Origin of the sequence: Xenorhabdus yunnanensis (assembly GCF_028598805.1) — a bacterium.
GTDB lineage: Bacteria > Pseudomonadota > Gammaproteobacteria > Enterobacterales > Enterobacteriaceae > Xenorhabdus > Xenorhabdus yunnanensis.
In genome coordinates, this window is sequence record NZ_JAQRFI010000044.1 from 1 (window position 1) to 19,138 (window position 19,138).

The 19,138-nt window shown below is 39.9% G+C and carries 27 protein-coding genes and 2 pseudogenes; 21 read left to right on the top strand and 8 right to left on the bottom strand.

The window, feature by feature from the left end; all coding sequences use genetic code 11:
* The first annotated feature begins 417 nt into the window (after positions 1–417).
* The 4 genes from PSI23_RS15855 to PSI23_RS15870 all read left to right on the top strand — a co-directional run bounded on the left by PSI23_RS15855 (position 418) and on the right by PSI23_RS15870 (position 2,153).
* Positions 418–891: a hypothetical protein gene (locus tag PSI23_RS15855; RefSeq protein ID WP_273555995.1), complete on the top strand. Its 474-nt coding sequence runs from the start codon at positions 418–420 to the stop codon at positions 889–891.
* Positions 892–958: 67 nt separating this feature from the next.
* The gene (locus PSI23_RS15860) at positions 959–1,255 is read left to right on the top strand and encodes a chromosome segregation protein ParM (RefSeq protein ID WP_273555996.1); all 297 of its coding nucleotides are present in this window, start codon (positions 959–961) and stop codon (positions 1,253–1,255) included.
* A 190-nt stretch (positions 1,256–1,445) separates the two neighbouring features.
* On the top strand, positions 1,446–1,706 hold the full coding sequence (locus PSI23_RS15865; RefSeq protein WP_273555997.1) for a type II toxin-antitoxin system RelE family toxin: 261 nt from the start codon (positions 1,446–1,448) through the stop codon (positions 1,704–1,706).
* A gap of 72 nt (positions 1,707–1,778) precedes the next feature.
* Positions 1,779–2,153 (top strand): helix-turn-helix domain-containing protein, encoded by a 375-nt coding sequence (locus PSI23_RS15870; RefSeq protein WP_273555998.1) that lies wholly within the window; start codon positions 1,779–1,781, stop codon positions 2,151–2,153.
* 210 nt (positions 2,154–2,363) lie between these two features.
* On the opposite strand, the gene PSI23_RS15875 is transcribed toward PSI23_RS15870, so the two are convergent.
* Both PSI23_RS15875 and PSI23_RS15880 read right to left on the bottom strand, forming a co-directional pair.
* Positions 2,364–2,561, bottom strand: coding sequence for a hypothetical protein (locus PSI23_RS15875; protein ID WP_273555999.1), 198 nt, complete (start codon positions 2,559–2,561; stop codon positions 2,364–2,366).
* A gap of 98 nt (positions 2,562–2,659) precedes the next feature.
* Positions 2,660–2,905 (bottom strand): hypothetical protein, encoded by a 246-nt coding sequence (locus PSI23_RS15880; RefSeq protein WP_273556000.1) that lies wholly within the window; start codon positions 2,903–2,905, stop codon positions 2,660–2,662.
* Between the two features lie 194 nt (positions 2,906–3,099).
* On the opposite strand from PSI23_RS15880, the gene PSI23_RS15885 reads away from it, so the two are divergent.
* The 3 genes from PSI23_RS15885 (at position 3,100) to PSI23_RS15895 (ending at position 4,602) form a co-directional block, all read left to right on the top strand.
* Complete coding sequence (locus PSI23_RS15885; RefSeq protein ID WP_273556001.1) at positions 3,100–3,213, top strand: helix-turn-helix domain-containing protein; 114 nt, start codon at positions 3,100–3,102, stop codon at positions 3,211–3,213.
* Positions 3,214–3,662: 449 nt separating this feature from the next.
* Complete coding sequence (locus PSI23_RS15890; protein ID WP_273556002.1) at positions 3,663–4,112, top strand: EndoU domain-containing protein; 450 nt, start codon at positions 3,663–3,665, stop codon at positions 4,110–4,112.
* Positions 4,113–4,125: 13 nt separating this feature from the next.
* A complete protein-coding gene (locus PSI23_RS15895; RefSeq protein WP_273556003.1) occupies positions 4,126–4,602 on the top strand; it encodes a hypothetical protein in 477 nt (158 codons plus the stop codon).
* A gap of 291 nt (positions 4,603–4,893) precedes the next feature.
* On the opposite strand, the gene PSI23_RS15900 is transcribed toward PSI23_RS15895, so the two are convergent.
* Together PSI23_RS15900 and PSI23_RS15905 are read right to left on the bottom strand one after the other, a co-directional pair.
* Complete coding sequence (locus tag PSI23_RS15900; protein ID WP_273556004.1) at positions 4,894–5,625, bottom strand: hypothetical protein; 732 nt, start codon at positions 5,623–5,625, stop codon at positions 4,894–4,896.
* Between the two features lie 8 nt (positions 5,626–5,633).
* A complete protein-coding gene (locus tag PSI23_RS15905; protein WP_273556005.1) occupies positions 5,634–6,131 on the bottom strand; it encodes a dUTP diphosphatase in 498 nt (165 codons plus the stop codon).
* Positions 6,132–6,425: 294 nt separating this feature from the next.
* On the opposite strand from PSI23_RS15905, the gene PSI23_RS15910 reads away from it, so the two are divergent.
* From PSI23_RS15910 to PSI23_RS15950, 9 genes and pseudogenes are all read left to right on the top strand, one after another.
* Positions 6,426–6,848 (top strand): helix-turn-helix domain-containing protein, encoded by a 423-nt coding sequence (locus PSI23_RS15910; RefSeq protein WP_273556006.1) that lies wholly within the window; start codon positions 6,426–6,428, stop codon positions 6,846–6,848.
* A 294-nt stretch (positions 6,849–7,142) separates the two neighbouring features.
* Positions 7,143–7,799, top strand: a complete 657-nt coding sequence (locus tag PSI23_RS15915) for a maturation control protein (protein ID WP_273556007.1) — start codon at positions 7,143–7,145, stop codon at positions 7,797–7,799.
* Positions 7,796–8,128: a baseplate protein gene (locus PSI23_RS15920; protein ID WP_273556008.1), complete on the top strand. Its 333-nt coding sequence runs from the start codon at positions 7,796–7,798 to the stop codon at positions 8,126–8,128. Before PSI23_RS15915 ends, PSI23_RS15920 begins: the two co-directional genes overlap by 4 nt.
* Positions 8,121–9,332, top strand: a complete 1,212-nt coding sequence (locus PSI23_RS15925) for a phage tail protein (protein WP_273556009.1) — start codon at positions 8,121–8,123, stop codon at positions 9,330–9,332. The genes PSI23_RS15920 and PSI23_RS15925 overlap by 8 nt, the downstream gene beginning before the upstream one ends.
* The gene (locus PSI23_RS15930) at positions 9,329–10,069 is read left to right on the top strand and encodes a phage tail protein (RefSeq protein WP_273556010.1); all 741 of its coding nucleotides are present in this window, start codon (positions 9,329–9,331) and stop codon (positions 10,067–10,069) included. The genes PSI23_RS15925 and PSI23_RS15930 overlap by 4 nt, the downstream gene beginning before the upstream one ends.
* Positions 10,056–10,838 carry a hypothetical protein gene (locus PSI23_RS15935; protein WP_273556011.1) on the top strand — a complete coding sequence of 261 codons (783 nt, stop codon included), beginning with the start codon at positions 10,056–10,058 and terminating at the stop codon, positions 10,836–10,838. The genes PSI23_RS15930 and PSI23_RS15935 overlap by 14 nt, the downstream gene beginning before the upstream one ends.
* A 2-nt stretch (positions 10,839–10,840) precedes the next feature.
* Positions 10,841–11,815 (top strand): tail length tape measure protein, encoded by a 975-nt coding sequence (locus tag PSI23_RS15940; protein WP_273556012.1) that lies wholly within the window; start codon positions 10,841–10,843, stop codon positions 11,813–11,815.
* A complete protein-coding gene (locus PSI23_RS15945; RefSeq protein ID WP_273556013.1) occupies positions 11,808–12,416 on the top strand; it encodes a baseplate protein in 609 nt (202 codons plus the stop codon). Before PSI23_RS15940 ends, PSI23_RS15945 begins: the two co-directional genes overlap by 8 nt.
* 318 nt (positions 12,417–12,734) lie before the next feature.
* Positions 12,735–14,265, top strand: a pseudogene (locus PSI23_RS15950) (Tn3 family transposase).
* A gap of 476 nt (positions 14,266–14,741) precedes the next feature.
* Here PSI23_RS15950 and PSI23_RS15955 read toward each other — a convergent pair.
* Together PSI23_RS15955 and PSI23_RS15960 are read right to left on the bottom strand one after the other, a co-directional pair.
* Complete coding sequence (locus PSI23_RS15955; protein WP_273556014.1) at positions 14,742–15,104, bottom strand: DUF1493 family protein; 363 nt, start codon at positions 15,102–15,104, stop codon at positions 14,742–14,744.
* Entirely contained in the window at positions 15,098–15,544 is a 447-nt protein-coding gene (locus PSI23_RS15960) for an STM2901 family protein (protein ID WP_273556015.1), read from the bottom strand. The genes PSI23_RS15955 and PSI23_RS15960 overlap by 7 nt, the downstream gene beginning before the upstream one ends.
* 220 nt (positions 15,545–15,764) lie before the next feature.
* Here PSI23_RS15960 and PSI23_RS15965 point away from each other — a divergent pair, with 220 nt between their 5' ends.
* On the top strand, positions 15,765–15,989 hold the full coding sequence (locus PSI23_RS15965) for a helix-turn-helix domain-containing protein (RefSeq protein ID WP_306309608.1): 225 nt from the start codon (positions 15,765–15,767) through the stop codon (positions 15,987–15,989).
* A 238-nt stretch (positions 15,990–16,227) separates the two neighbouring features.
* Here the strand turns inward: PSI23_RS15965 and PSI23_RS15970 are convergent, their stop codons facing one another.
* Positions 16,228–16,665 carry a hypothetical protein gene (locus tag PSI23_RS15970; protein ID WP_273556016.1) on the bottom strand — a complete coding sequence of 146 codons (438 nt, stop codon included), beginning with the start codon at positions 16,663–16,665 and terminating at the stop codon, positions 16,228–16,230.
* A gap of 141 nt (positions 16,666–16,806) precedes the next feature.
* Positions 16,807–16,884, bottom strand: a pseudogene (locus PSI23_RS23485) (IS1 family transposase); the annotation flags it as partial.
* Between the two features lie 166 nt (positions 16,885–17,050).
* On the opposite strand from PSI23_RS23485, the gene rdgC (PSI23_RS15975) reads away from it, so the two are divergent.
* Genes rdgC (PSI23_RS15975) through PSI23_RS15990 form a run of 4 tightly spaced genes read left to right on the top strand, consistent with a single transcriptional unit; the run spans position 17,051 to position 19,138 of the window.
* A complete protein-coding gene (gene rdgC / locus PSI23_RS15975) occupies positions 17,051–17,584 on the top strand; it encodes a recombination-associated protein RdgC (RefSeq protein WP_273556017.1) in 534 nt (177 codons plus the stop codon).
* Positions 17,585–17,636: 52 nt separating this feature from the next.
* On the top strand, positions 17,637–18,014 hold the full coding sequence (rdgC, locus tag PSI23_RS15980; RefSeq protein WP_273556041.1) for a recombination-associated protein RdgC: 378 nt from the start codon (positions 17,637–17,639) through the stop codon (positions 18,012–18,014).
* Entirely contained in the window at positions 18,004–18,843 is an 840-nt protein-coding gene (locus tag PSI23_RS15985) for a DNA adenine methylase (RefSeq protein WP_273556018.1), read from the top strand. The genes rdgC (PSI23_RS15980) and PSI23_RS15985 overlap by 11 nt, the downstream gene beginning before the upstream one ends.
* Positions 18,844–18,853: 10 nt before the next feature.
* Positions 18,854–19,138, top strand: a complete 285-nt coding sequence (locus tag PSI23_RS15990) for a PAAR domain-containing protein (protein ID WP_273556019.1) — start codon at positions 18,854–18,856, stop codon at positions 19,136–19,138.

Here is a 19,138-nt window from a genome sequence, read left to right on the forward strand (position 1 = left end):
GTAACGGAAAGGTGTTTTTCTTGGTATAACCCTTGGCCTCCACCCGCATAGCGGGGGGTTTTATGTTTAAGAAGCTGACGCTACTTAAACTGGCTAAAGCCATAATAAAAATAATCACTATTAGCGATTATAACAATAAAAATAATAATTATATCCCACCGATATTCCCCTCTGCTCTCAGAGGGAGTTTTATGAGTTTGTCTTTTATATGAAGATGAATATATGAGCGATATAAATTATTAATGAAGAGACTATCTTTCTAAATTTAAAAAAATTATTTATGACAGCACCAGTTAGTAACGTAAACAATAATAACAAATAGCAACTATAATAACTATATGCCTACGATTACATGAATTTACCCCCCTGAAACAGGGGGTTTTTTATAACTTTTGCCTTTTACATGAAGAGGAATATATGAACGATAATAAACTACTTGATGCTTATGATTATGAAGAGGCAATCACAGACACTTTGAGTGCATTGCCGTGGCAAACGGACTCCTACAACACGCTAGTTGAAAAAGTCACAGGTATTGTTGATTCATATAAAAATTGTCGGGAGGATGTATCAGTTATATGTGTTTACTGGATGACCGCAGGCTGGATGGATTTAGGTGCGATGAAATCAGGAAAATATGTCCCTGATGAAAATGATAAACTTGAGGTGACTGAGCATATTCATTATATGTTTCAACTGGTTGCTCGTCACCTAGCAAATGAATCTGCAAAAAACATAGCTTCTCACATGGCGCATGTGCATCATTGCTTTGAATATATAGCAAAAGGTTGTGAAAATCTTCGCAACTCGAATCAGGAAATATTGTGTTCCGTGGCTGAAAAGTGGAGTGAATCACCTCATTCTCCCCTGCAACCCCCTGAAAAAAATTAAAGCTATCCGTTCTGATATCATTTTTGATATTATCCTTATTCATGCCTGATATGAATAAGGATTTATAATGACTTCCCGCCGTATATCTGACATTCAGAGAAAAACACTTAAAATACTCTATTGGCTCAACGTGCGAGAAGGCATAAATCATTTGCCTGTGCCCACGACGGCGCTATTCAAAATGGTTGCAAAAAATACTCAACACACCATAGCTGCCAGTAATTACCGTACCTCCTGCCATACCCTTGTTGAGAGAGGTATATTGAATCAATATCGCAACCCTAAAACAGCCCGCCTCGCTGTCGATCTGACTCCCTATGGCACGCAGTTGGCAAAAGAGATTTGTGATAAAGATGGGGATTGATCCCCACTGTTCAGCAGATTTTTATGCTCTCTCCAAGTTATATTAGCTCAAATTCGAATTTACGCGTCATCACCATATTATTATACAAATACTTATATTAATATAAGTATTTGTTGACAGATATAAGTCTCAAGCCTTATAATTAAAACATCCTGAAAACGGAGATGCTCTTTAAAAATAGGGGAAATTGATGGTCAAAGTGGTTTGGTCTAAAGCAGCAACTAAGCAGTTGATCAGGATCGACACGAGATACCAGAAAGTGATAAAAAACAAAGTTAGTTTGCTTAGTGGTTTCCCTCTTGTGGATTTGGATATCAAAAAATTAACGGGAACAGAAGCCAGATATAGGTTGAGAATAGGTGACTACAGAATCCTTTTTGAGCTTTCTGGTAAAGAACCGAAAATTTTAGAAGTACAGGAAGTTAAGCGAAGACAAACAAATACATATTGACTGGCATGGCGGGGAATACCCGCCAGCTTTTTCCTCTATAAATGTAATGGTCAACACACTATTGGAGATAATATGGCTGGTATCCAGTTTATTACAGATGAGAACGGCAACAAGCAGGCTGTAGTGCTTCCTATTGAGGAGTATGAACGCTTGCTTGCAGCGGTGGATTGTGATGAAGATTACGTCAGCATTCCTTACATCAAAGGCTCTAATGATGATGAAACTATTCCCCATGAAGTAATTAGCATTATGGTTGATGAAGGAATTACCCTTCATGCTGCATGGCGTATGTATCGAGGTATATCACAGACAGAAGTAGCTGAAAAACTGGGAATAACACAAGCCGCGATCTCTCAGTTTGAAAAATCAGAACGTCCCCGACAAGCAACATTGGAAAAATTAGCCGCGCTTTATGGTTGTAGATCAACACAATTAATTTTGGATTGAGATTAATTAATTCATATCGGGCCGCGTAATGCGGCCTTGCCTTAAAAGGCATGAAATAAATGAGAGAAAACTTTATAGCAGTATTAAATATTTCGATGTTAAAGGTAAGATCACCGCTTATTATTAGGTATTCCAACGAATAGGGATAATAATCGAATAGCGGTGATAACCGCTAACAATTCAGTATCAAAACACATTCTCCCCCCAAATTTATGATTCGTCCTCGTATTCGACAATATAGGATAATTTACCACAGGAATTACATTTGAAAACCATTGTGAGCATTGCACGAAAACAACCGGAATCAGGGGGGCCAATTTCTTCTTCTTCATCAATCGTATCTATGTGGTCAAGATCAGTAGAATGACAGCTCCAGCATGCTTGCTGTTTTGTTTCTGGATGTTGCATTTAAATTCACCTCTTTTCATTAGGAAAAAAGCACAGAGAAATGAAGAACACCGTCACAAGCGGCGGGGGATTCGGCCAAAAGAGATTAAGTAATGAGCCTAATCACGTTCTTTGTCGTTTTGCAGATGAGCAAGAAGTTGACTCACTTTCATGGAAAACGCGGATGGCCTCAATTCTGATTCTGATTCTGATGGTTCATAAGGCACCAGAAGTTGCTCATCATCCAATGTCATTTTGTCGATTTCGGAGAGATTCCAAAATCCCGCATTAGGTTCATCGGTATAACCGTACTGGTCTTGCCGCCAGAACGCATTTTTTTCAGCGCTAAAGATTTTGTAGTTCATCCCATCATACGATCAACTCTCTTGTAACATCGATATTAATTCTCGTATGTACTATGTCAACTTTTAAAAACATAAATCAACATATCATGATACGTTTTATTGGTGTTTACCCTAATCGAGCAGTAATCATCATCATTTTACGGGCTATATTTAGTGGGTGAATTGACGAACAACGCAAAAATAAGGGCGAAAATATGAAACTTGATTGGCATCCCGCCGATATTCTGGTTGCGGTACGTAAAACAGGAATTTCTTTGGCTGGGTTATCGCGGCGAGCCGATACCGAAAGGAATGATATGGCATCTTAATTTCAGTTGCTCCAATTACCGCAAATAATCACATCAATTTAAATAGGATTTCATAATACTGCTACATATAGTGCCTTCAATCATTTGAATATAAATGGCTTACATTGTACAAGGTGTAGCACTATTTTGGAATGTTATTTAGGTTTCGTGTAACATTTCATTATAGGCATTTTATTTCCTATCAATGACCTGATTAATTTATTAAATCAAATTAAAATTATTATAAATCAGAATGCTTGTATTTATAATCCAGTGAATCATTAATTTATTATAAATTAAATTCAGACAGTTATTTGAAAATTAATCTAAAAAAACTATTTCCTCTATTTAACTTAATGCTGTAGTTTCCAATTTCACATCTGCGCATTCGTATATTCGAAATTACCGTGCAATGCCAAATACCTCATGTCAAAGCGACATGACTAATTTTTATTGTAAAATAGGAAACAATGATGAAAAAATTATTCGTAATCATTCTGACGATCTTTTGTGTCGCATTCGGTTCGCTGTCTCATGCAAATTCAATGGACGTTCCCGATAAGAAAGCGTGTAAACACCGTGTTGTTAATCAACTCAGATCATTTCAAGGGAAAGTTTATCATTTTGGAAATCAAACGTTTAAATTAGATAGAAAAGGAATGAAACATATCCTTGAACGGCATCACCCTTGTTTCTGGAATGGCTCAATTAAAAAGACACAAAGTTTTTTTTCTAGTGAAATGACAGTAAACGAGATTGTTAACGCCATTGAGAGTATAATGCAGAAAAACAGGGCTGTTTTAATAAAAAAAGGGATTTTTTTCTTCAAAATTAACGGCAAATACAAAGGGCATTGGTATACTGTAGGATTCAAACGCGGAAGAATAGGCCAGTTTTATCCGAAGTTAGACTTAGACTAGGATCAAAGTAAAAATGACAAACATAAATATAAGTATCAATTCGTATATTAAAATTGGAGATGAGTTTATTGATTTTTTTCAATATGAAGGTAATATAAAAGATCCTTTTTATTTAGAAGGTGCATTGGAATTAACTATTAATGGGAAACCTCTTATTGATAAATCCATGTGGGATTACATAGATCAACTTTGGGGTTATTTCTCGGAGGGGTTATCATTAGTCTATGAAAATAAAGAATTTGAAAGTACTTTCCCTGATCAACCAATAAATGTGAAATTCATTCCGTTAAAAGGGCATAAAAGAGTGAGTGTAAGTGTTCGTTGTCCTTTCTGTACAGAGGTTAAAACTTCTATCGATAAAAATGAATTTTTAATTGCGATGCGGGATCATGCAATAAAATTTTTTGAAAAATTAGGGTACTTAGATCCTTCATTACTAGACGTAATTGCATTAACAAAGCAAACTTATTTAGATAAAATTAAATTATAAAATTGAGATTAATACAAGGCTTTGACCGTTACTTGTGACGGTCGTTTTTTTATCTAAGAGGGTTTATAGGCGTTTGGCCGAATGCTAAAACTAAATTCCGTTTTCTGAGGCGATCCTATAAGGATACTGAAGAAGTTTGACTTCAATAAGAAAGGCTGGTGCTTACACACCGACCTTCTAAGCACAAATCCAACTGAAACAGGGTGTTTTGTTGAATAAAAACTAAGGTAACAGCTTTGATTCTTATTGCCTACAACGCACTGCGATGATAAAAAACTTGCTGTCATCTTATTATGCTAATGTTTTTTCCCTATTACGCTTATATTCAGCAACTTGAGCCACCAGCTTTAACATGGCTTGCTCAGCGGCTAACGATTTCTCTTCTTCTGGTGCGCCAATTACTGCGTATTTATCAAGCTCTTCCACACGAACACAGTAAGACCAAAGAGACGGATCTTTTTTGACAACTCCTGCTGTTTGTGGAGAAATAAAAACCAAATCATATGTAACCAGATCGTTTTGAAAATACATATATGCAATGCGGCCAATCCCTGCTTGCATTAATCCGTTATGTACGATGGCTTCTTTGATACTGTCAGATTGGGTAACACAGGATTCAGGTAGCTTCTGTTTGAATGCCGTGGTTACATTGATACCGGTTGATGTCCCATTTGATGTAGCGCGCCACTGTCCAACCAGGGTTCCATTTATAGTAACAATAGGATCAATAGTCATTGGGTAATTTCGCATGATGAAACGTATAAATAGCTCGTTAGTCATGGGGTGGTAACAATGACAGTCATGCTGCTTCTCGAATTCCTCTATATGCTCCAAATCGTCGGTTTTCGCTATAATCCAATTGAAGCCATTGGAAACTCTCATCATGGCATGACCTTCATCGGTCATACTTTCGAGCTGAGAACCCGCTAGTAATGCTGTTGCTATGTTGAGATCGAATGCTGAGTAGTTCCCTTCTTTACTACGAGTAAGGATAAAGTTATCAGCAATGATATAATCGGTCATAATGGCTCTTATTTCTCAACTTTGGATTTTTCAGTTTTACTTTTCTCTGCTGAACTTGTTTCAGCGTTTGCTGTTTTCAGTTCAGTGAATTTATCCTCTGAGATTTCATCAAACGATGCCTTTGTAACTTCTTCAATTACGCCTTGAGCTATGAACATACCATCTATGATTTTAAATGGCTTAGCACCAGATTCCACCACCAGCTTAATGATGATCTCATCGCGGTAATCAGAATCGATAATACTGACACACTCGGCAGGGCGAGCATGGTATTCACATCCCATATCTGTAGTTGCGTAAATTTTCATACAATACCCCGAAGGTATCGCAACTTTTATCCCCGTTCGAATAATGTAGGCTAGATGAGATACCCCATTATCAATAGCAGTGTATAAATTATACTCTACCGCTGCCAGATCGAATCCTGCTGCACCTTCAGTGCGATATACAGGGATAATTGCGTTGGGGTGTGTACGGCAGATAACTACAGGGACTTGCTTGATCATGGGGAAGATTCCTGATTGATTGGTCTTAGTTTATTTAAAATTGGCTAATTTGTTATAGGTATCACAACTAATAAAATCATATCAATTAAATATGAGGAATAACAAACAACAATAAATTTGACACATGACCAACTATTTATTCATGGGATATTTTCATAATTCAACTGTTATGTTTTTATCACCTCAAAAATATAAAGAGTAAATATTTGCTTTATAGTCTATTTATGTTTTCTCTTTATAAGAGTAAATTAATAGAAAAATCCCAAATATAGCTTTTATTTTACGGAGAAATTTATGATTAAATCATTATCAGATACAAATGGTTATCAAATTGAGAATGCTAATATACGGGTTGGTCAACGTATCCTCGCACGGCGAAAAGAACTGAGGGTGACAGCAACTGATTTAGCCAAACGGATTGGTACATCTCAACAACAATTATCCAGATATGAAAGAGGGACTAATAGAATTAATGTGGCTCATATTGCTGCAATTTCTTTTGAATTAAACACTCCAGTTGGTTGGTTTTTTATGGATTGCTTTCCTAATGAAGAAAAAAAGAATAAAGTTTCTTCACTCGAATCTGTGGAAGATACAGAATTAAAAGAACGCTTCGAGCAAATCTGGCCTCAGTTATCACATAAACAGCATCGAACTCTAATATTGTTTCTGGATGAATGCCTAAACGCATGGCAAAATCATCGGAACGTTCATTGAGTGTGAATACTATGTTTGAGACTGATCAACAAATTGAATGCGTAACCAATGAATTTATTGTTAATAATGTAAATTGCATTAAAGAATTAAATAATGTTTTTATTTTTTAAATAATTTTTATGGTTTTTGTTGCTACATATTATATCGTTGAGCTACGATTGCTCCCGCTTAAAGGCGGTTCTGGAAGGTGAGGTTAGCTTTTTCGACAATTGCATAACTTTGATATCAGCGCGAAACCAGATACCTGAAAGCTAAGAGGCCGCCTAGTGCGGTCTTTTTACTTTTGGGAGAGATATGATTCAGAGAATTGCAGTGATCAGCACAATGAAAAAACCTGTTATGGTGCGTGCCGTTTTTAAAGATGGTGATTTGATTTTGGAAGACAGAAAAATGCTTCCGCCAAAACGAAAAACTATGCTGGACGAGCTATTAAAAGATCTCCCCAAAATGGTTAAAGCGGGTTTTAAAGTGCTGGTGGATGAAATCAGCGGCGAAATTGCTCAACATATCGGGGCCGTTAGCGTTAGGCTCAGTGATAAGCATTATGATGGGCGACCGGTAATTGTTGTTGCAGTTGAGCGTTACAATGAATTGAAACGACAAGGTAGTATCATTTATCCCCCCAGGGGAAAAAATCTATATGAGATTTCTCAATCACTCATCGATGTTGAATTCAATCCAGCGGGAGAGCCTATCTATCGTGTTGATTGGGAATCTTTAACACCAGAACATATACTGATGTTACTCGTTGTTTATAGCACCATGTTCAACAATGTGGCCTCTGATACGTATATTAGAGCAATGCAATCATCTGCGGTAAGTGAGCAACCCTCTTCCCTCTTCTCTTCGTTTTTGAACATTATTAGTACGTATGACGAGAAAACAGAAAGGAAAGCGGCTAAATCTACATTGACCGGCACACGCATTGATAAAAATACGGTGATTCTATGAGTGAATATTCACGACTTGATGATCGCTGCATTACCGATCCTATTATTCGCTCATATCTACATAGAGAGATTATCACCCAATCTCAGTTATATGGACATGCCAGCAATATCTCACACACCATTAAACCAGATGAGGAATTTAGAGCCGATCTGGTGGCGTATCGGGTTTATAAAAACTCAGTATTACGTTGGGTAGTAAAGCTCGTGGTTGGTCATGAGAGTGAATTAGAACCATTACCGATCGGAGATAACCTGTCTTTACCTTCTGCCGCATGGATACGCGATAGAGTCAGACACTATGCTGATACGCCAGAGGTACATAATGGCTGATTTTCCTCGTGCAGAAACAGGACGATATGATACTGCAGGTTTAATGCCAAAAGAATTTAACCGGTTGTTCAACCAAATAGCCAAAGACCAACATGCCAAACGCCGACGCAAGACGAGTAGGCTTCTCACCCCTTCTCTTTTAAAAAATAAAATTTTTGATGACATTATAGCCCTGGGAAGGAAACGTGATGGCACGCTCTTCACAAAAGAAGATCTAAAGGGATTTGAAAAGAATCGCCAGAAAATTAGGTCTGGATTCAATACTAAAATCGCCGGAATTACATACATCCAATTGATAGCAAATTGTGCCAATATTGACGTAAAGCGCGCAAACAATGCTGTTGATGATGGATCAGGTATCAAAACGGCCTCATTTATCGGTATGGAACACAATGTTGCAATTATTAGCGTAACTGCGTCCGAACGGTCTGAAGATAAACACCACCGCGTTAAGATCCGCTTTGAGGAATGGGATATAGCGATGGAAGATCTTTCTGAAAAAGAAAAAAATACTTCTCGTGTTGTACGCCAACTTTGTGCTGGGCGTGTGTCATTCGATTGTGATTGTGGACGTCATAAATATTGGTATCGCTATATCGCCACAGCGGGTAATTTCGCTATTAGCCCCCCTAAAGAATACATCTATCCCAAAATTAGAAACCCGAACTTAAAAGGTGTTGCGTGTAAACACGTAATTCACACGATGACCAGAATGCAGGCTGGATCATGGCAAATACAGGTTGGCCGACTGTTGCAGAAAAATGCCCAGACCACCAGCTTTGGGGATGATAAGAAACGGGCAACTGAGTTTTTTGGTAAAGATCAGCTAAAGCAACTCAACAAAAACCGGAAAAACAAAACCAATCATAGCGCGATAAAAAAGGAGTACCAGCGCTATCAGAAACGCATGGACGCGCTTGAAAAGAAATTGGACCAAGACCCGAAGAAACTTGACTCTTTACGTTCACAGTTAAAAAGAGCAAAAAAATTGACCGATTCACAACGTTTGAAACTGCAAAAGAAACAAGAACAGCTCAATCAAATGAAAGCACAGGAACAACTACTAAAACAGCAATTAAAAGATGCTTTCAATATGAAAAAACAGTCATTCATCGATGCGCTAATTATGTCAGGACAGAATAAGGAACAAGCTGAAGATGCCTTCAGCGAGTATATAAAAAAACAAACTAAGGGGAACCGATGAGCCGCTACGACGAATGGCTACATAATATTCCAGACAGTGAAATAACTGGAATGGAGTCATCTCAGATACAGCCAACAATTAACATACCAGTACAAAATGCAGAGCTGGTGGATTTAGATGATGTGCAATCCTCACCAACAACCGAGATTCTAAAAGAAAATCAGGAAACACCAGAACGAGCCGTTCTGCCACAACACCTATTCGCCAGGGCGCAAGATTTGGATCTGAAACCCAGATTCAAAGGTCATTCTCCCCTAAATGATCTCGTTCGCCAAGACTGGATAAAAATGGTTGAAGAGGACTCGAATAGTTATGATGCGTTGTTATATCGACCAGTGGATGATGTGCCAACAAAAATTAATGATGATGGGCTTGAGATACCGATTTTTACTGAGTTCAATAATAATCAACAAGAACTTTCATACACTGATCCTCAACGGGTTATTGTCTTAGATTGCCCTGATGAACGGGAATCATTTAATGCCGTTGATTCTGACGGTGATCAAGATGGTGGTTCTGAGGATTTTTTGGTTATCAGAGCAGCAACTACAAGTGTGCCCATCGGTTCAATATTCGAATGGAACGAAGAATTATCCGATAAACGTTTAGCCCGGCGATTCTGGTATGTGTTAAGGATCTTCACATATGGTACTGCTTCGGTAGGTTCGCTCTATTACTGCATACCCGCTAGAAATTTTAACCAGTCAGCATTAGGTACAGACAATGAGCAAAGATGAAGACAACGATGTTTTAATGCGAATTAAGTCGCTGAAGCTGAATCCACTAGGAGAAAGAGAAGTCAGCGGATTTCGCGGTATTGATATTGCTGTTGGCAATCACATTGCATCAAGTCTAAATGGACTCAAAATTAATCACAGGGACAAGCACAACCAAGGATTCGTCGAGTTCATCAATCGCCCACCTAGCGATCAATTGCTGCTTGGCCGTTTCGAAGACATAAAAGATTTCATTAGAACAATGCGGCAAGCAAAAGCCGGTAGAAAAAGCCAATCAGACAACAAATATGCAAATCTTGATGCACTGCCTGTTATTAATCTTTCCAGAACGATTGACTACGATGTTATGCCAAATGATAGGCAGATTAAACGGGATAGATATGGCGAAATTTTTGAAGACGAGACGATTATCGCTGTATTAGACGCACATCCCGTCAATCTCGTTTATGATATTTTCGTATTATCCGCAGAGAAAGAGCCGTTATCTCTACTGTGTAATGCTATTGCGGTTCATTTTGCTAGTATGATTTCAACCGGCTTCCCGGCATTAGTAAAGATCTCCAATGCAGATGTGAACATTGAATGTGCTTTCAACAATGCCAGGGAAATTTCTTTTTCTGATGTGTCATTGCCTGTAATGGAAGATCGTATTTTTGGCGCAAAGGCCAGTATAGGAGTGCAAGCAGATATTATTATGGCACACGCAGTTGTCCCACAGATTGAGAAAACCGTGGTAACAGCATCAAGGACTATGCGTAAAGGTAGGTAGTGATGAATCAATATTTCTTACAGTCTATTGAGATTAATGGCGCGATATTACCAAGGGAATCCGTCACCTCAGTGGCATATATAGAAATCGCCAAATTAGAAGCCCCAATTTTGCTATTAAACGTGCGTGATATGACTGGCTACGTACTGGATAATATGGGGGTAAAAGAGGGAGCGATAATTGTGGCCACTCTTGGTGATCCAGAAGGCGAAAAGGCTTTATTTAAAGAAACTTTCTACACTGTGTCTGCCCCACTCAATATGGATACCGTGACTATCACAGCTATTTCAATGGCAATGCGTACTCTCCTTATTCCTACGGGAGCACCACGTTTTTTTGTGGACGCTGAACCAAGGAAAATAATTAGTACGTTAGCGCAAGGGCTAAACCAGATTGTTGATCCATTTAACCGTATTGGAACATACCATTTAAATATGGGGCAAAAACCAGCCACACTGATTCGGCAGATTGCGAAAGATTACGGCGCACTGGCATGGATTGCCAGAGGAAATATTAACGTAAAATCTATGATTGATCTTATCAAAACAAAGCCAGCCTTCACATACGAATACAACAATCCTAACGCTAATTATCAGTATCTCATCACAAAAATGAGAAACATTAATTCAGATTTTGCGGTTACGGCATCAAAACAGCATCGCTATGTTGGTTACTCCATGACTGATGGATATCGTTCATCCGGTGATGCTTCACTGCCAGTACGAGTGGTATCTGATTCAGAATTAGGAATACTACAAAACATGGGCCGCGTTCTTATTCCAAAATTGGATGTAGAATGTTCAGGAAATCCCGCTATTCAGGCTGGAACAGTCATACAGGTTATTATTCATCGCTATGATCCTGATAACCGCATTGACGAATCTGTACCAAAGAAAATGATTGTGGAGCGTGTTACTCAATTTGAAGAGCGCATTGCATACAGTACAAGAATGATTTTGGGGATTCCAAGTGAGTAATGTCATTTATGGTAGTCATCGTGCAGTCATTGTTGATACGAAGCATCCAGCAGGGCTAATGAGAGCAAAAGTGAGACTGCTATCGCTATGGGGTGGTGTTCCAGATGATACTTTGCCGTGGGCTGAATATCGATTGTCAATAGGTGGCGCATTTACCCCAACATTGAAAGGGGATCTTGTGTGGGTAGAATTCCCTTATGGGGGTGATAGTCGTTACCCAATGATTACCGGAGCAGCGCAAGATGCTCCTAATGGAATACCGAACGTCGCACCGGAAGCATCCGGTCAGAGTGGTACATATGAGCCACCAGCAATCGAAGGTGCCCCTCCCTTACCTGCTTTATCACCGCCTGAAGATTTTGTGTATAAACGTAATAACTTACTTGTCATTCATACCGCTGGTGGCGGCATATCTATTACTAACATGGCAAGCGGATCGTGTATAGGGATGAATGAAGCGGGTGATGTATTCCACAATGCTACAGGGGATTTCTTTCTTAATGTGGGTGGAAAAACAACAGTGAGGTCTAAGGGAGAAATAGCATTTGAGAGCGATGAAGGATTCACAGCGAAAGCGCCTGCATTTAACTTCTCACAGTAATAATGTTGTATGGCACCTATCTATCAAATACATAATATATGGAGTAGTGGCAGGTAGCTGCAATAACCGCCAACGTTTAAACGACCACTTCTAATGGGTAATTAGTTATCGTAATCAGGGTAGCTATCAATAGCCAACCAACTATGTGCATCTTTCAGAGATTCTGAATACCTTTACAGCCGGGCAAAATCACCTCAACTCATTCCTGATCGATATGAATTTGCCGTATACAGAATGCTTAAAACAGCCTTTGAATCAGGGGACATTTTTAACCAGAACACCACTAAATATCGAAGTTTTACAGACGACTTAATTCCCATGAACAGGTGGAAAGCCGACAAACAAAGTGTCCTGAATGACCTAGATCTGCCCGTATTACAGAGACCAATATCCCAAACTTTGCAAGAACTTAAAGATGAGCTTGAAGAAAAACTACAACATGTAAATCAAAGGATAATCAGCCGAAAAAATAAGGACGTTAAATTTAACAATTACCGTAAAGGTCGTACCGTTAACTGGACTCTGCCTTATAAAAAGGAAGAAGACGAAGATAATCATCGTTTTTATCATCTTGTGTCAACGATCAGCATCGCTAATTTATTAAGCTATGTGGACAAAAAGACAGGATTTTTAGCGGGTTTCAATCATGTTTTAGGCAGATATACTAAAGGCAACCAGGATAAAAAGTCACTTATTGCCTGTATTATTGCCCTTGGCACCAATATGAGCCTGGGCAGGATGGGCGAGATTTCTGACATAAGTCATCAGGTGCTACAAATGACATATCAAAACTTCTTCCGACTGGAAACGTTAAAGGAGTCCAATGATATTGTCGCTAATGCGACCGCCAAATTATCTATTTTCCGACACTACGATATTGAGTCGGATGTGATCCACTCCAGCAGTGATGGGCAACGGTTTGAGAGCCAAAGAAATACAGCCAACGCAAGATATGCATCAAAATACTTCGGTCTTAAAAAAGGAATTTCAGCGTTAACTCTGGTCGGTAATCATGTGCCAATCAATGCAAAAGTAATAGGCACCCACGAGCACGAGAGTTATTTTGTGTTCGACCTCCTTTACAATAATACGACAGAGATAGATCCCGATCGCCACTCTGTAGATACCCACGGCACTAATCAGGTTAACTTTTGGATTTTATACGCGTTTGGCTATCAGTTTGCCCCACGTTATAAAAATTTTCCAACAAAAACAGAGGGTATCATTGGGTTTGAGCCGCCAGGGAAATACAGTGAAGAGTTCCTTATTAAGCCTATTCGTAAAGTGAATGAAGAACGGATTATCGAAGAGTGACCAAATATTCAACATATAATGGCTTCTCTTGGTCAGAAGGAAACGACGCAATCATCCATTGTTAGGAAATTAAGCTCTTATGCCCGACAAAATAAAACAAAAAAAGCGTTGTGGGAGCTGGATAATATTATAAGAAGCATCTATATGCTCGACTATATTGATAATAAATCCCTGCGAATACGTTGCCAAAGCATTAAACCGTGGTGAAGCTTACCACCGATTGAAAAAAGCGATAGCGCATGTCAACGGGGGCAAAATGAATGTAAAAAGTGAAAATGAACAACATATTATCCACGAATGTACCCGACTCATAGCCAATGCAGTTATTTATTTCAACGCAGAACTCTTGTCCAGTTTGCTTGAGAGAGGTGATCCTGACGGTTTATTTGAGATGGGACAGCTGGGTAAAATATCGCCAGTGGCGTGGCAACACATTAATTTCTACGGTCGATTTGAGTTTAATGACATAGCGACAACATTTAGCGTTGGTGAATTCGTCAAGTCGGTTGACCTGACGACATTATTTACAGATTAAAGTCATAAACAGTGGAAGGGCTTGAAAAGTAACTTTGAACCCTATCGGGGGATGGGCAAAAATAGCCTATTATGAACAGACCCGTTGTAAACAGGGGATATATTTATCTTCAAACGGCACTAATCGCTCCATAATACGTTTATTTGAAAAACTTACCTGAGATACATTAATTTGTCTTTTCCTCCATAACATCATCTGGTTTGCTGCCTGCTGTGCTTCTTCAAAAGAAGACCAATACAAGAGTCTGTTATCACGTTTTGGGGGTTTGGGGAGTAACGGAACCAAAATAACGGTTAACTGGTTAAATTGAGTGGCTAAGATGTTATTTTGCACACTGGGAAATTTGTACGCGGCGCGAACGGTCAACGACAAGAGCCGGATGACGGGAGACTGTCACGTCCGGTTCTGAGGAGGGGCCTATCTGGGTGACCGGATAGGTCTACTCACCCAAATCCCCTTTTCCGGCCAGCCCGTTATTAGTCATAGAGCCAATAACCGGCTTTTGCCGAGTTAACCAGCATCGCCATAGTCAGTGGCGCGGGTTCGATGTATTTAATTCGGTTCTCTTTTCTCCGTAAAAAATTCAGGGGAATTAACACTTCTTCATTCGGCCAGTATTTGAGAAAGGTGAAATGACGTTGTTCCACCTCAAATTTTTCAAAGTATTCGGCGAGAATGTCTTCGGCATCTTCCCATGACCACGGATATTTCCCGGTTGACAGGCTGGTTTCCAGGGTGAGTTTAGGGGTTTTGAAACACGGGAAAGGATAAACAGGGCCATGATATTTGACCTCATACCAGGCCAGCACCTCGTGTTCGATGTTTGTCCGGTCTACCATAAACGATCCTTTTTGCGGGCTATGAGGTTGTATTTCTTCACCGATCGGTACACGATGGCGGCTACATCAGCGGCGAGGATGACCCAGCCCACTAAGGGGATTGTCCGGCCGACAAACGTACCGAGTTTCTTTGTCATAATCCGTTTGGTGTTGGGGGGATAATTAATCCAGGTGGGCAGGTGGCCGCTCATCATTTTTCCCCGGAATAATCGCCGGGAATACTTTGACGCGTAGGACGTGCCCGGTGTTGACCCGACGGGTTTTCCCGACACCGGAACCCGGTTGAGACCCGCATAAATCGCAAAGAATGCCGCGATATCCGTGATGCCAAACTGCGTCAGTGTTTCATCAATCATGATCCAAAAAAAAAGCTGGGCCGCCGTCAGATTCGGGGTCCCGTCATAAAAATAGATCCCGTTTATTTGTTCCGTTGTATCCATGTCATACACTCTCTGGTCAAAAAAAACAAATTATAATGGCGTCATGCACGTGGCCGGAACCGCCCGTGTGCAAAAAATGAATCTTGTTTACGTTTAGTTGAATTTTCACGCCCGCGAGTCCTCCTAATGAGTTCTTAGCGTCCTTTCGCCCCTTATATTTGCTTCGAAAATCGTTTTATTAACTACACTTAGTGAAGTCACTAATAAAACAGAGCAGAAGATGATGAAGAAGAATGATTGGCATCCCGCTGATATTTCAGCCGCAATACGTAAAACAGGGATCAGTTTATCGGAATTATCGCGTCAGGTTGGATTGAGTTCATCGACGTTACAAAACGCTCTCCATCGTCGCTATCCAAAAGGCGAACGACATATTGCGCAACACATTGGTGTACACACGTCGGAGATCTGGCCAAGCCGATATAAGGGTAAAATACGGAAATGATAGTAGCTTGGCCAAATTCCGTTTTCTGAGGCGATCCTATAAGGATATTGAAGAAGCTTATGCTTCTTAAACTGGCTAAAGCCATAATAAGAAAGGCCGATGCTTACACACCGACCTTCTAAGCACAAATCCAACTAAAACAGTGTGTCTTATTGAATAAGAACTAAGGATAACAGCTTTGATTCTTATTGCCTACAACGCACTGCGATGATAAGAAACTTGCTGTTATCCTATTATGCTAACATTTTTCCCTATCACGCTTATATTCAGCAACTTGAGCCACCAGCTTTAACATAGCTTGCTCAGCGGCTAACGATTTCTCTTCTTCTGGTGCGCCAATTACTGCATATTTATCAAGTTCTTCCACACGAACACAGTAAGACCAAAGAGACGGATCTTTTTTGACAACTCCTGCTGTTTGTGGAGAGATGAAAACCAAATCATATGTAACCAGATCGTTTTGAAAATACATATATGCAATGCGGCCAATTCCTGCTTGCATTAATCCGTTATGTACGATGGCTTCTTTGATACTGTCAGATTGAGTAACACAGGATTCAGGTAGCTTCTGTTTGAATGCCGTGGTTACATTGATACCGGTTGATGCCCCATTTGATGTAACGCGCCACTGTCCAATTAGGGTGCCGTTTATAGTAACGATAGGATCAATAGTCATGGGGTATGTTCGCATGATGAAACGTACAAATAGCTCGTTAGTCATGGGGTGGTAACAATGGCAGTCATACTTTCAAGCTGAGAACCCGCTAGTAATGCTGTTGCTATATTGAGATCGAATGCTGAGTAGTTCCCTTCTTTAACGCTGATGTCCTCCATTTCCTTTTCCATGCCCTTTGACCTGTTCTGATTTGTGACAATAGACGTCAACTTTAGCCATGCTTTACCTTGATCACTAAAAATCGGGAAGTCTACCACAACTAACTATTTAATACATGACCTCTTATTGCTTGCAATGGGGCAATTTATTTAAAATATAAAATTCTAATCAATAATTTATTTTTTGGTACACTCAACGGTCATGTTCCATAAAAAGTGCCGAATTTATGTTCAAAGTTTTCAAAAACGCTCTCATCTACCAGCTATCACGAGAGGTTCAAAATCTCACCGAGGATGAATTACGGGTTCTAATTCCTAAGTTCGCTTTTTTCCCTTGCAGCTCACACGATGCTTCCCGTATTGGCTGGCTGATGGATGATGACCGACCGGTCATGTTTGTTCACGGTAAAAATATCCTTCTTGTGGCCGTGAAAGAGCATAAAGACATTCCCGCAGCGATTATCAAGACACACGTTAATGCAAAACGCGATAAATTAGAGTCAGTAACATGCCGCAAGCTCCGTCGCACTGAGATATCTCAAATTAAAGATGATGTATTCCAAGAACTGCTACCACGAGCATTTCCGAAGCGAAGCGAAATTCAAATATGGATCGATATAGATAACGGTTTAATCTCAATTGACACAACCTCCCCTCGCACAGCAGAGAATACCTTGGCACTTTTGCGCCGTACCCTTGGTTCACTGCCCGTTGTGCCTATTGCAACAAAAAAACCATTTGAACAGATCATGACTGACTGACTGGCTAAAGGACGCGAGTACTATTCCGGCAAAATTACGTCTGAGTGAAAAAATCCGAAAGGCCGATCTAGTTTATGAAGATGGAAAAGTCCATTTTAACAAAGAAGACATTATCCTTACCAACGATGAAGCGGTGTCAATTTTGTTGGATCAAGGGCGTCAAGTTTGTACACTTGGCGTGCATGTTAAAACTCAATATGGGCTTGATTTAGAACTCACCAACTCGTGCAAATTCAAGAGATTTCAGTTTGGTGAAGCGTTTTTAAATCAAAATGATGATATTGACAGTAATGAAAAGAGCGGAAATGGATTATTAGCCCGTGAATATGCCGATTTTATCTTAATGGTGGATGAGTTCCGCGCAGCCTATAACACCATTTTTAATGCTATGGGTGGTTTATTGAATACAGGACCAGGCAATGAAGAGTAAGTCAGTTGTAAATGAGTACAACCGACCTTTTCTTAAATGGGCCGGTGGTAAATATTCTGTACTAGAGCAAATTTTTCATCACCTGCCTTGCCGGGAACGACTGATCGAGCCATTTGTGGGTGGTGGTTCAGTGTTCCTGAATGCTGGTGGATTTGAGCGTTACATACTGGCAGATATTAACAATGATCTGATTAATCTCTATCAGGTAGCAGCCACCAGCAATGACGCACTGATAGATAAAGCTAATTGCTTTTTTAAGCAAGAAAATAACAAAGAAGTCTTTCTGGATGTTCGGAGAAAATTTAATGCCATGCACTATACACCATTGGAACGGGCAGCCGCATTTCTATATTTAAATCGCCACTGTTTTAATGGTTTGATTCGATATAACCGGCATGGCAAATATAACGTCAGTTTTGGCAATTATAAGCGCCCTCCTTATTTCCCAAAAGAGGAACTCAAACAGTTTGCTTCCATTGCCTCACGGTGTGAATTCACTCACGCTCACTATAGTGACACAATCCGCCGAGCAGATGCCGGAGACGTGATATTTTGCGATCCTCCCTATGAACCATTACCTGACACTAACGGGTTCACTAATTATGTGGGCGGTGGTTTCACATTCCAAGATCAATGCTCGCTAGCAAACGAGCTAGTTCTTGCACATCAACGCGGTGCTCACGTCGTAATTACCAATAGTTCATCGCTTAAAATCCGTGAAATGTATGAATCCATGAAATTCAAAATATATACGCTTAATTCCCGAAGAACGATGAGCTGTAAAGGCAAAACTCGTGGTCCAATAAGCGATCTCATTGCTGTTTTATAAAGAGTTAAAAATGTCAATAGTTGGTACAAAAGACTCAATTTGTTCTGGACATGGTGGATTCTCTCCCCGTCCAGCATCTGAAGGTGAGTCATTGGTAAAAATTAACGGTATCCCTGTGCTCGTTGAGGGGAATGTGTTTCCCGATCATTCTGATGGCAATAGTTCGCATAACGGAACGGCTATTAGCACAAGACCGTGGTTTCAGGTGAACGGGAAAGCGATTTGTTGTGTTGACGATCCAGTTTCATGTGGTGCTGTTATAGCGTCTGGAGACGCTTCTTTTAAGGTAAGTTAA

What these genes read in the sequence shown, in the direction of transcription:
- PSI23_RS15910 (WP_273556006.1), top strand. Translation starts at nt 6,426, where the DNA reads ATGATTAAATCATTATCAGATACAAATGGTTATCAAATTGAGAATGCT.
- PSI23_RS15935 (WP_273556011.1), top strand. Translation starts at nt 10,056, where the DNA reads ATGAGCAAAGATGAAGACAACGATGTTTTAATGCGAATTAAGTCGCTG.
- PSI23_RS15880 (WP_273556000.1), bottom strand. Translation starts at nt 2,905, where the DNA reads ATGAACTACAAAATCTTTAGCGCTGAAAAAAATGCGTTCTGGCGGCAA.
- PSI23_RS15940 (WP_273556012.1), top strand. Translation starts at nt 10,841, where the DNA reads ATGAATCAATATTTCTTACAGTCTATTGAGATTAATGGCGCGATATTA.
- rdgC (WP_273556017.1), top strand. Translation starts at nt 17,051, where the DNA reads ATGTTCAAAGTTTTCAAAAACGCTCTCATCTACCAGCTATCACGAGAG.
- PSI23_RS15860 (WP_273555996.1), top strand. Translation starts at nt 959, where the DNA reads ATGACTTCCCGCCGTATATCTGACATTCAGAGAAAAACACTTAAAATA.
- PSI23_RS15970 (WP_273556016.1), bottom strand. Translation starts at nt 16,665, where the DNA reads ATGACTATTGATCCTATCGTTACTATAAACGGCACCCTAATTGGACAG.
- PSI23_RS15985 (WP_273556018.1), top strand. Translation starts at nt 18,004, where the DNA reads ATGAAGAGTAAGTCAGTTGTAAATGAGTACAACCGACCTTTTCTTAAA.
- PSI23_RS15905 (WP_273556005.1), bottom strand. Translation starts at nt 6,131, where the DNA reads ATGATCAAGCAAGTCCCTGTAGTTATCTGCCGTACACACCCCAACGCA.
- PSI23_RS15885 (WP_273556001.1), top strand. Translation starts at nt 3,100, where the DNA reads ATGAAACTTGATTGGCATCCCGCCGATATTCTGGTTGCGGTACGTAAA.
- PSI23_RS15965 (WP_306309608.1), top strand. Translation starts at nt 15,765, where the DNA reads ATGATGAAGAAGAATGATTGGCATCCCGCTGATATTTCAGCCGCAATA.
- PSI23_RS15930 (WP_273556010.1), top strand. Translation starts at nt 9,329, where the DNA reads ATGAGCCGCTACGACGAATGGCTACATAATATTCCAGACAGTGAAATA.
- PSI23_RS15895 (WP_273556003.1), top strand. Translation starts at nt 4,126, where the DNA reads ATGACAAACATAAATATAAGTATCAATTCGTATATTAAAATTGGAGAT.
- PSI23_RS15870 (WP_273555998.1), top strand. Translation starts at nt 1,779, where the DNA reads ATGGCTGGTATCCAGTTTATTACAGATGAGAACGGCAACAAGCAGGCT.
- PSI23_RS15960 (WP_273556015.1), bottom strand. Translation starts at nt 15,544, where the DNA reads ATGGATACAACGGAACAAATAAACGGGATCTATTTTTATGACGGGACC.
- PSI23_RS15955 (WP_273556014.1), bottom strand. Translation starts at nt 15,104, where the DNA reads ATGGTAGACCGGACAAACATCGAACACGAGGTGCTGGCCTGGTATGAG.
- PSI23_RS15875 (WP_273555999.1), bottom strand. Translation starts at nt 2,561, where the DNA reads ATGCAACATCCAGAAACAAAACAGCAAGCATGCTGGAGCTGTCATTCT.
- PSI23_RS15925 (WP_273556009.1), top strand. Translation starts at nt 8,121, where the DNA reads ATGGCTGATTTTCCTCGTGCAGAAACAGGACGATATGATACTGCAGGT.
- PSI23_RS15915 (WP_273556007.1), top strand. Translation starts at nt 7,143, where the DNA reads ATGATTCAGAGAATTGCAGTGATCAGCACAATGAAAAAACCTGTTATG.
- PSI23_RS15865 (WP_273555997.1), top strand. Translation starts at nt 1,446, where the DNA reads ATGGTCAAAGTGGTTTGGTCTAAAGCAGCAACTAAGCAGTTGATCAGG.
- PSI23_RS15920 (WP_273556008.1), top strand. Translation starts at nt 7,796, where the DNA reads ATGAGTGAATATTCACGACTTGATGATCGCTGCATTACCGATCCTATT.
- PSI23_RS15900 (WP_273556004.1), bottom strand. Translation starts at nt 5,625, where the DNA reads ATGACCGATTATATCATTGCTGATAACTTTATCCTTACTCGTAGTAAA.
- PSI23_RS15890 (WP_273556002.1), top strand. Translation starts at nt 3,663, where the DNA reads ATGATGAAAAAATTATTCGTAATCATTCTGACGATCTTTTGTGTCGCA.
- PSI23_RS15855 (WP_273555995.1), top strand. Translation starts at nt 418, where the DNA reads ATGAACGATAATAAACTACTTGATGCTTATGATTATGAAGAGGCAATC.
- PSI23_RS15990 (WP_273556019.1), top strand. Translation starts at nt 18,854, where the DNA reads ATGTCAATAGTTGGTACAAAAGACTCAATTTGTTCTGGACATGGTGGA.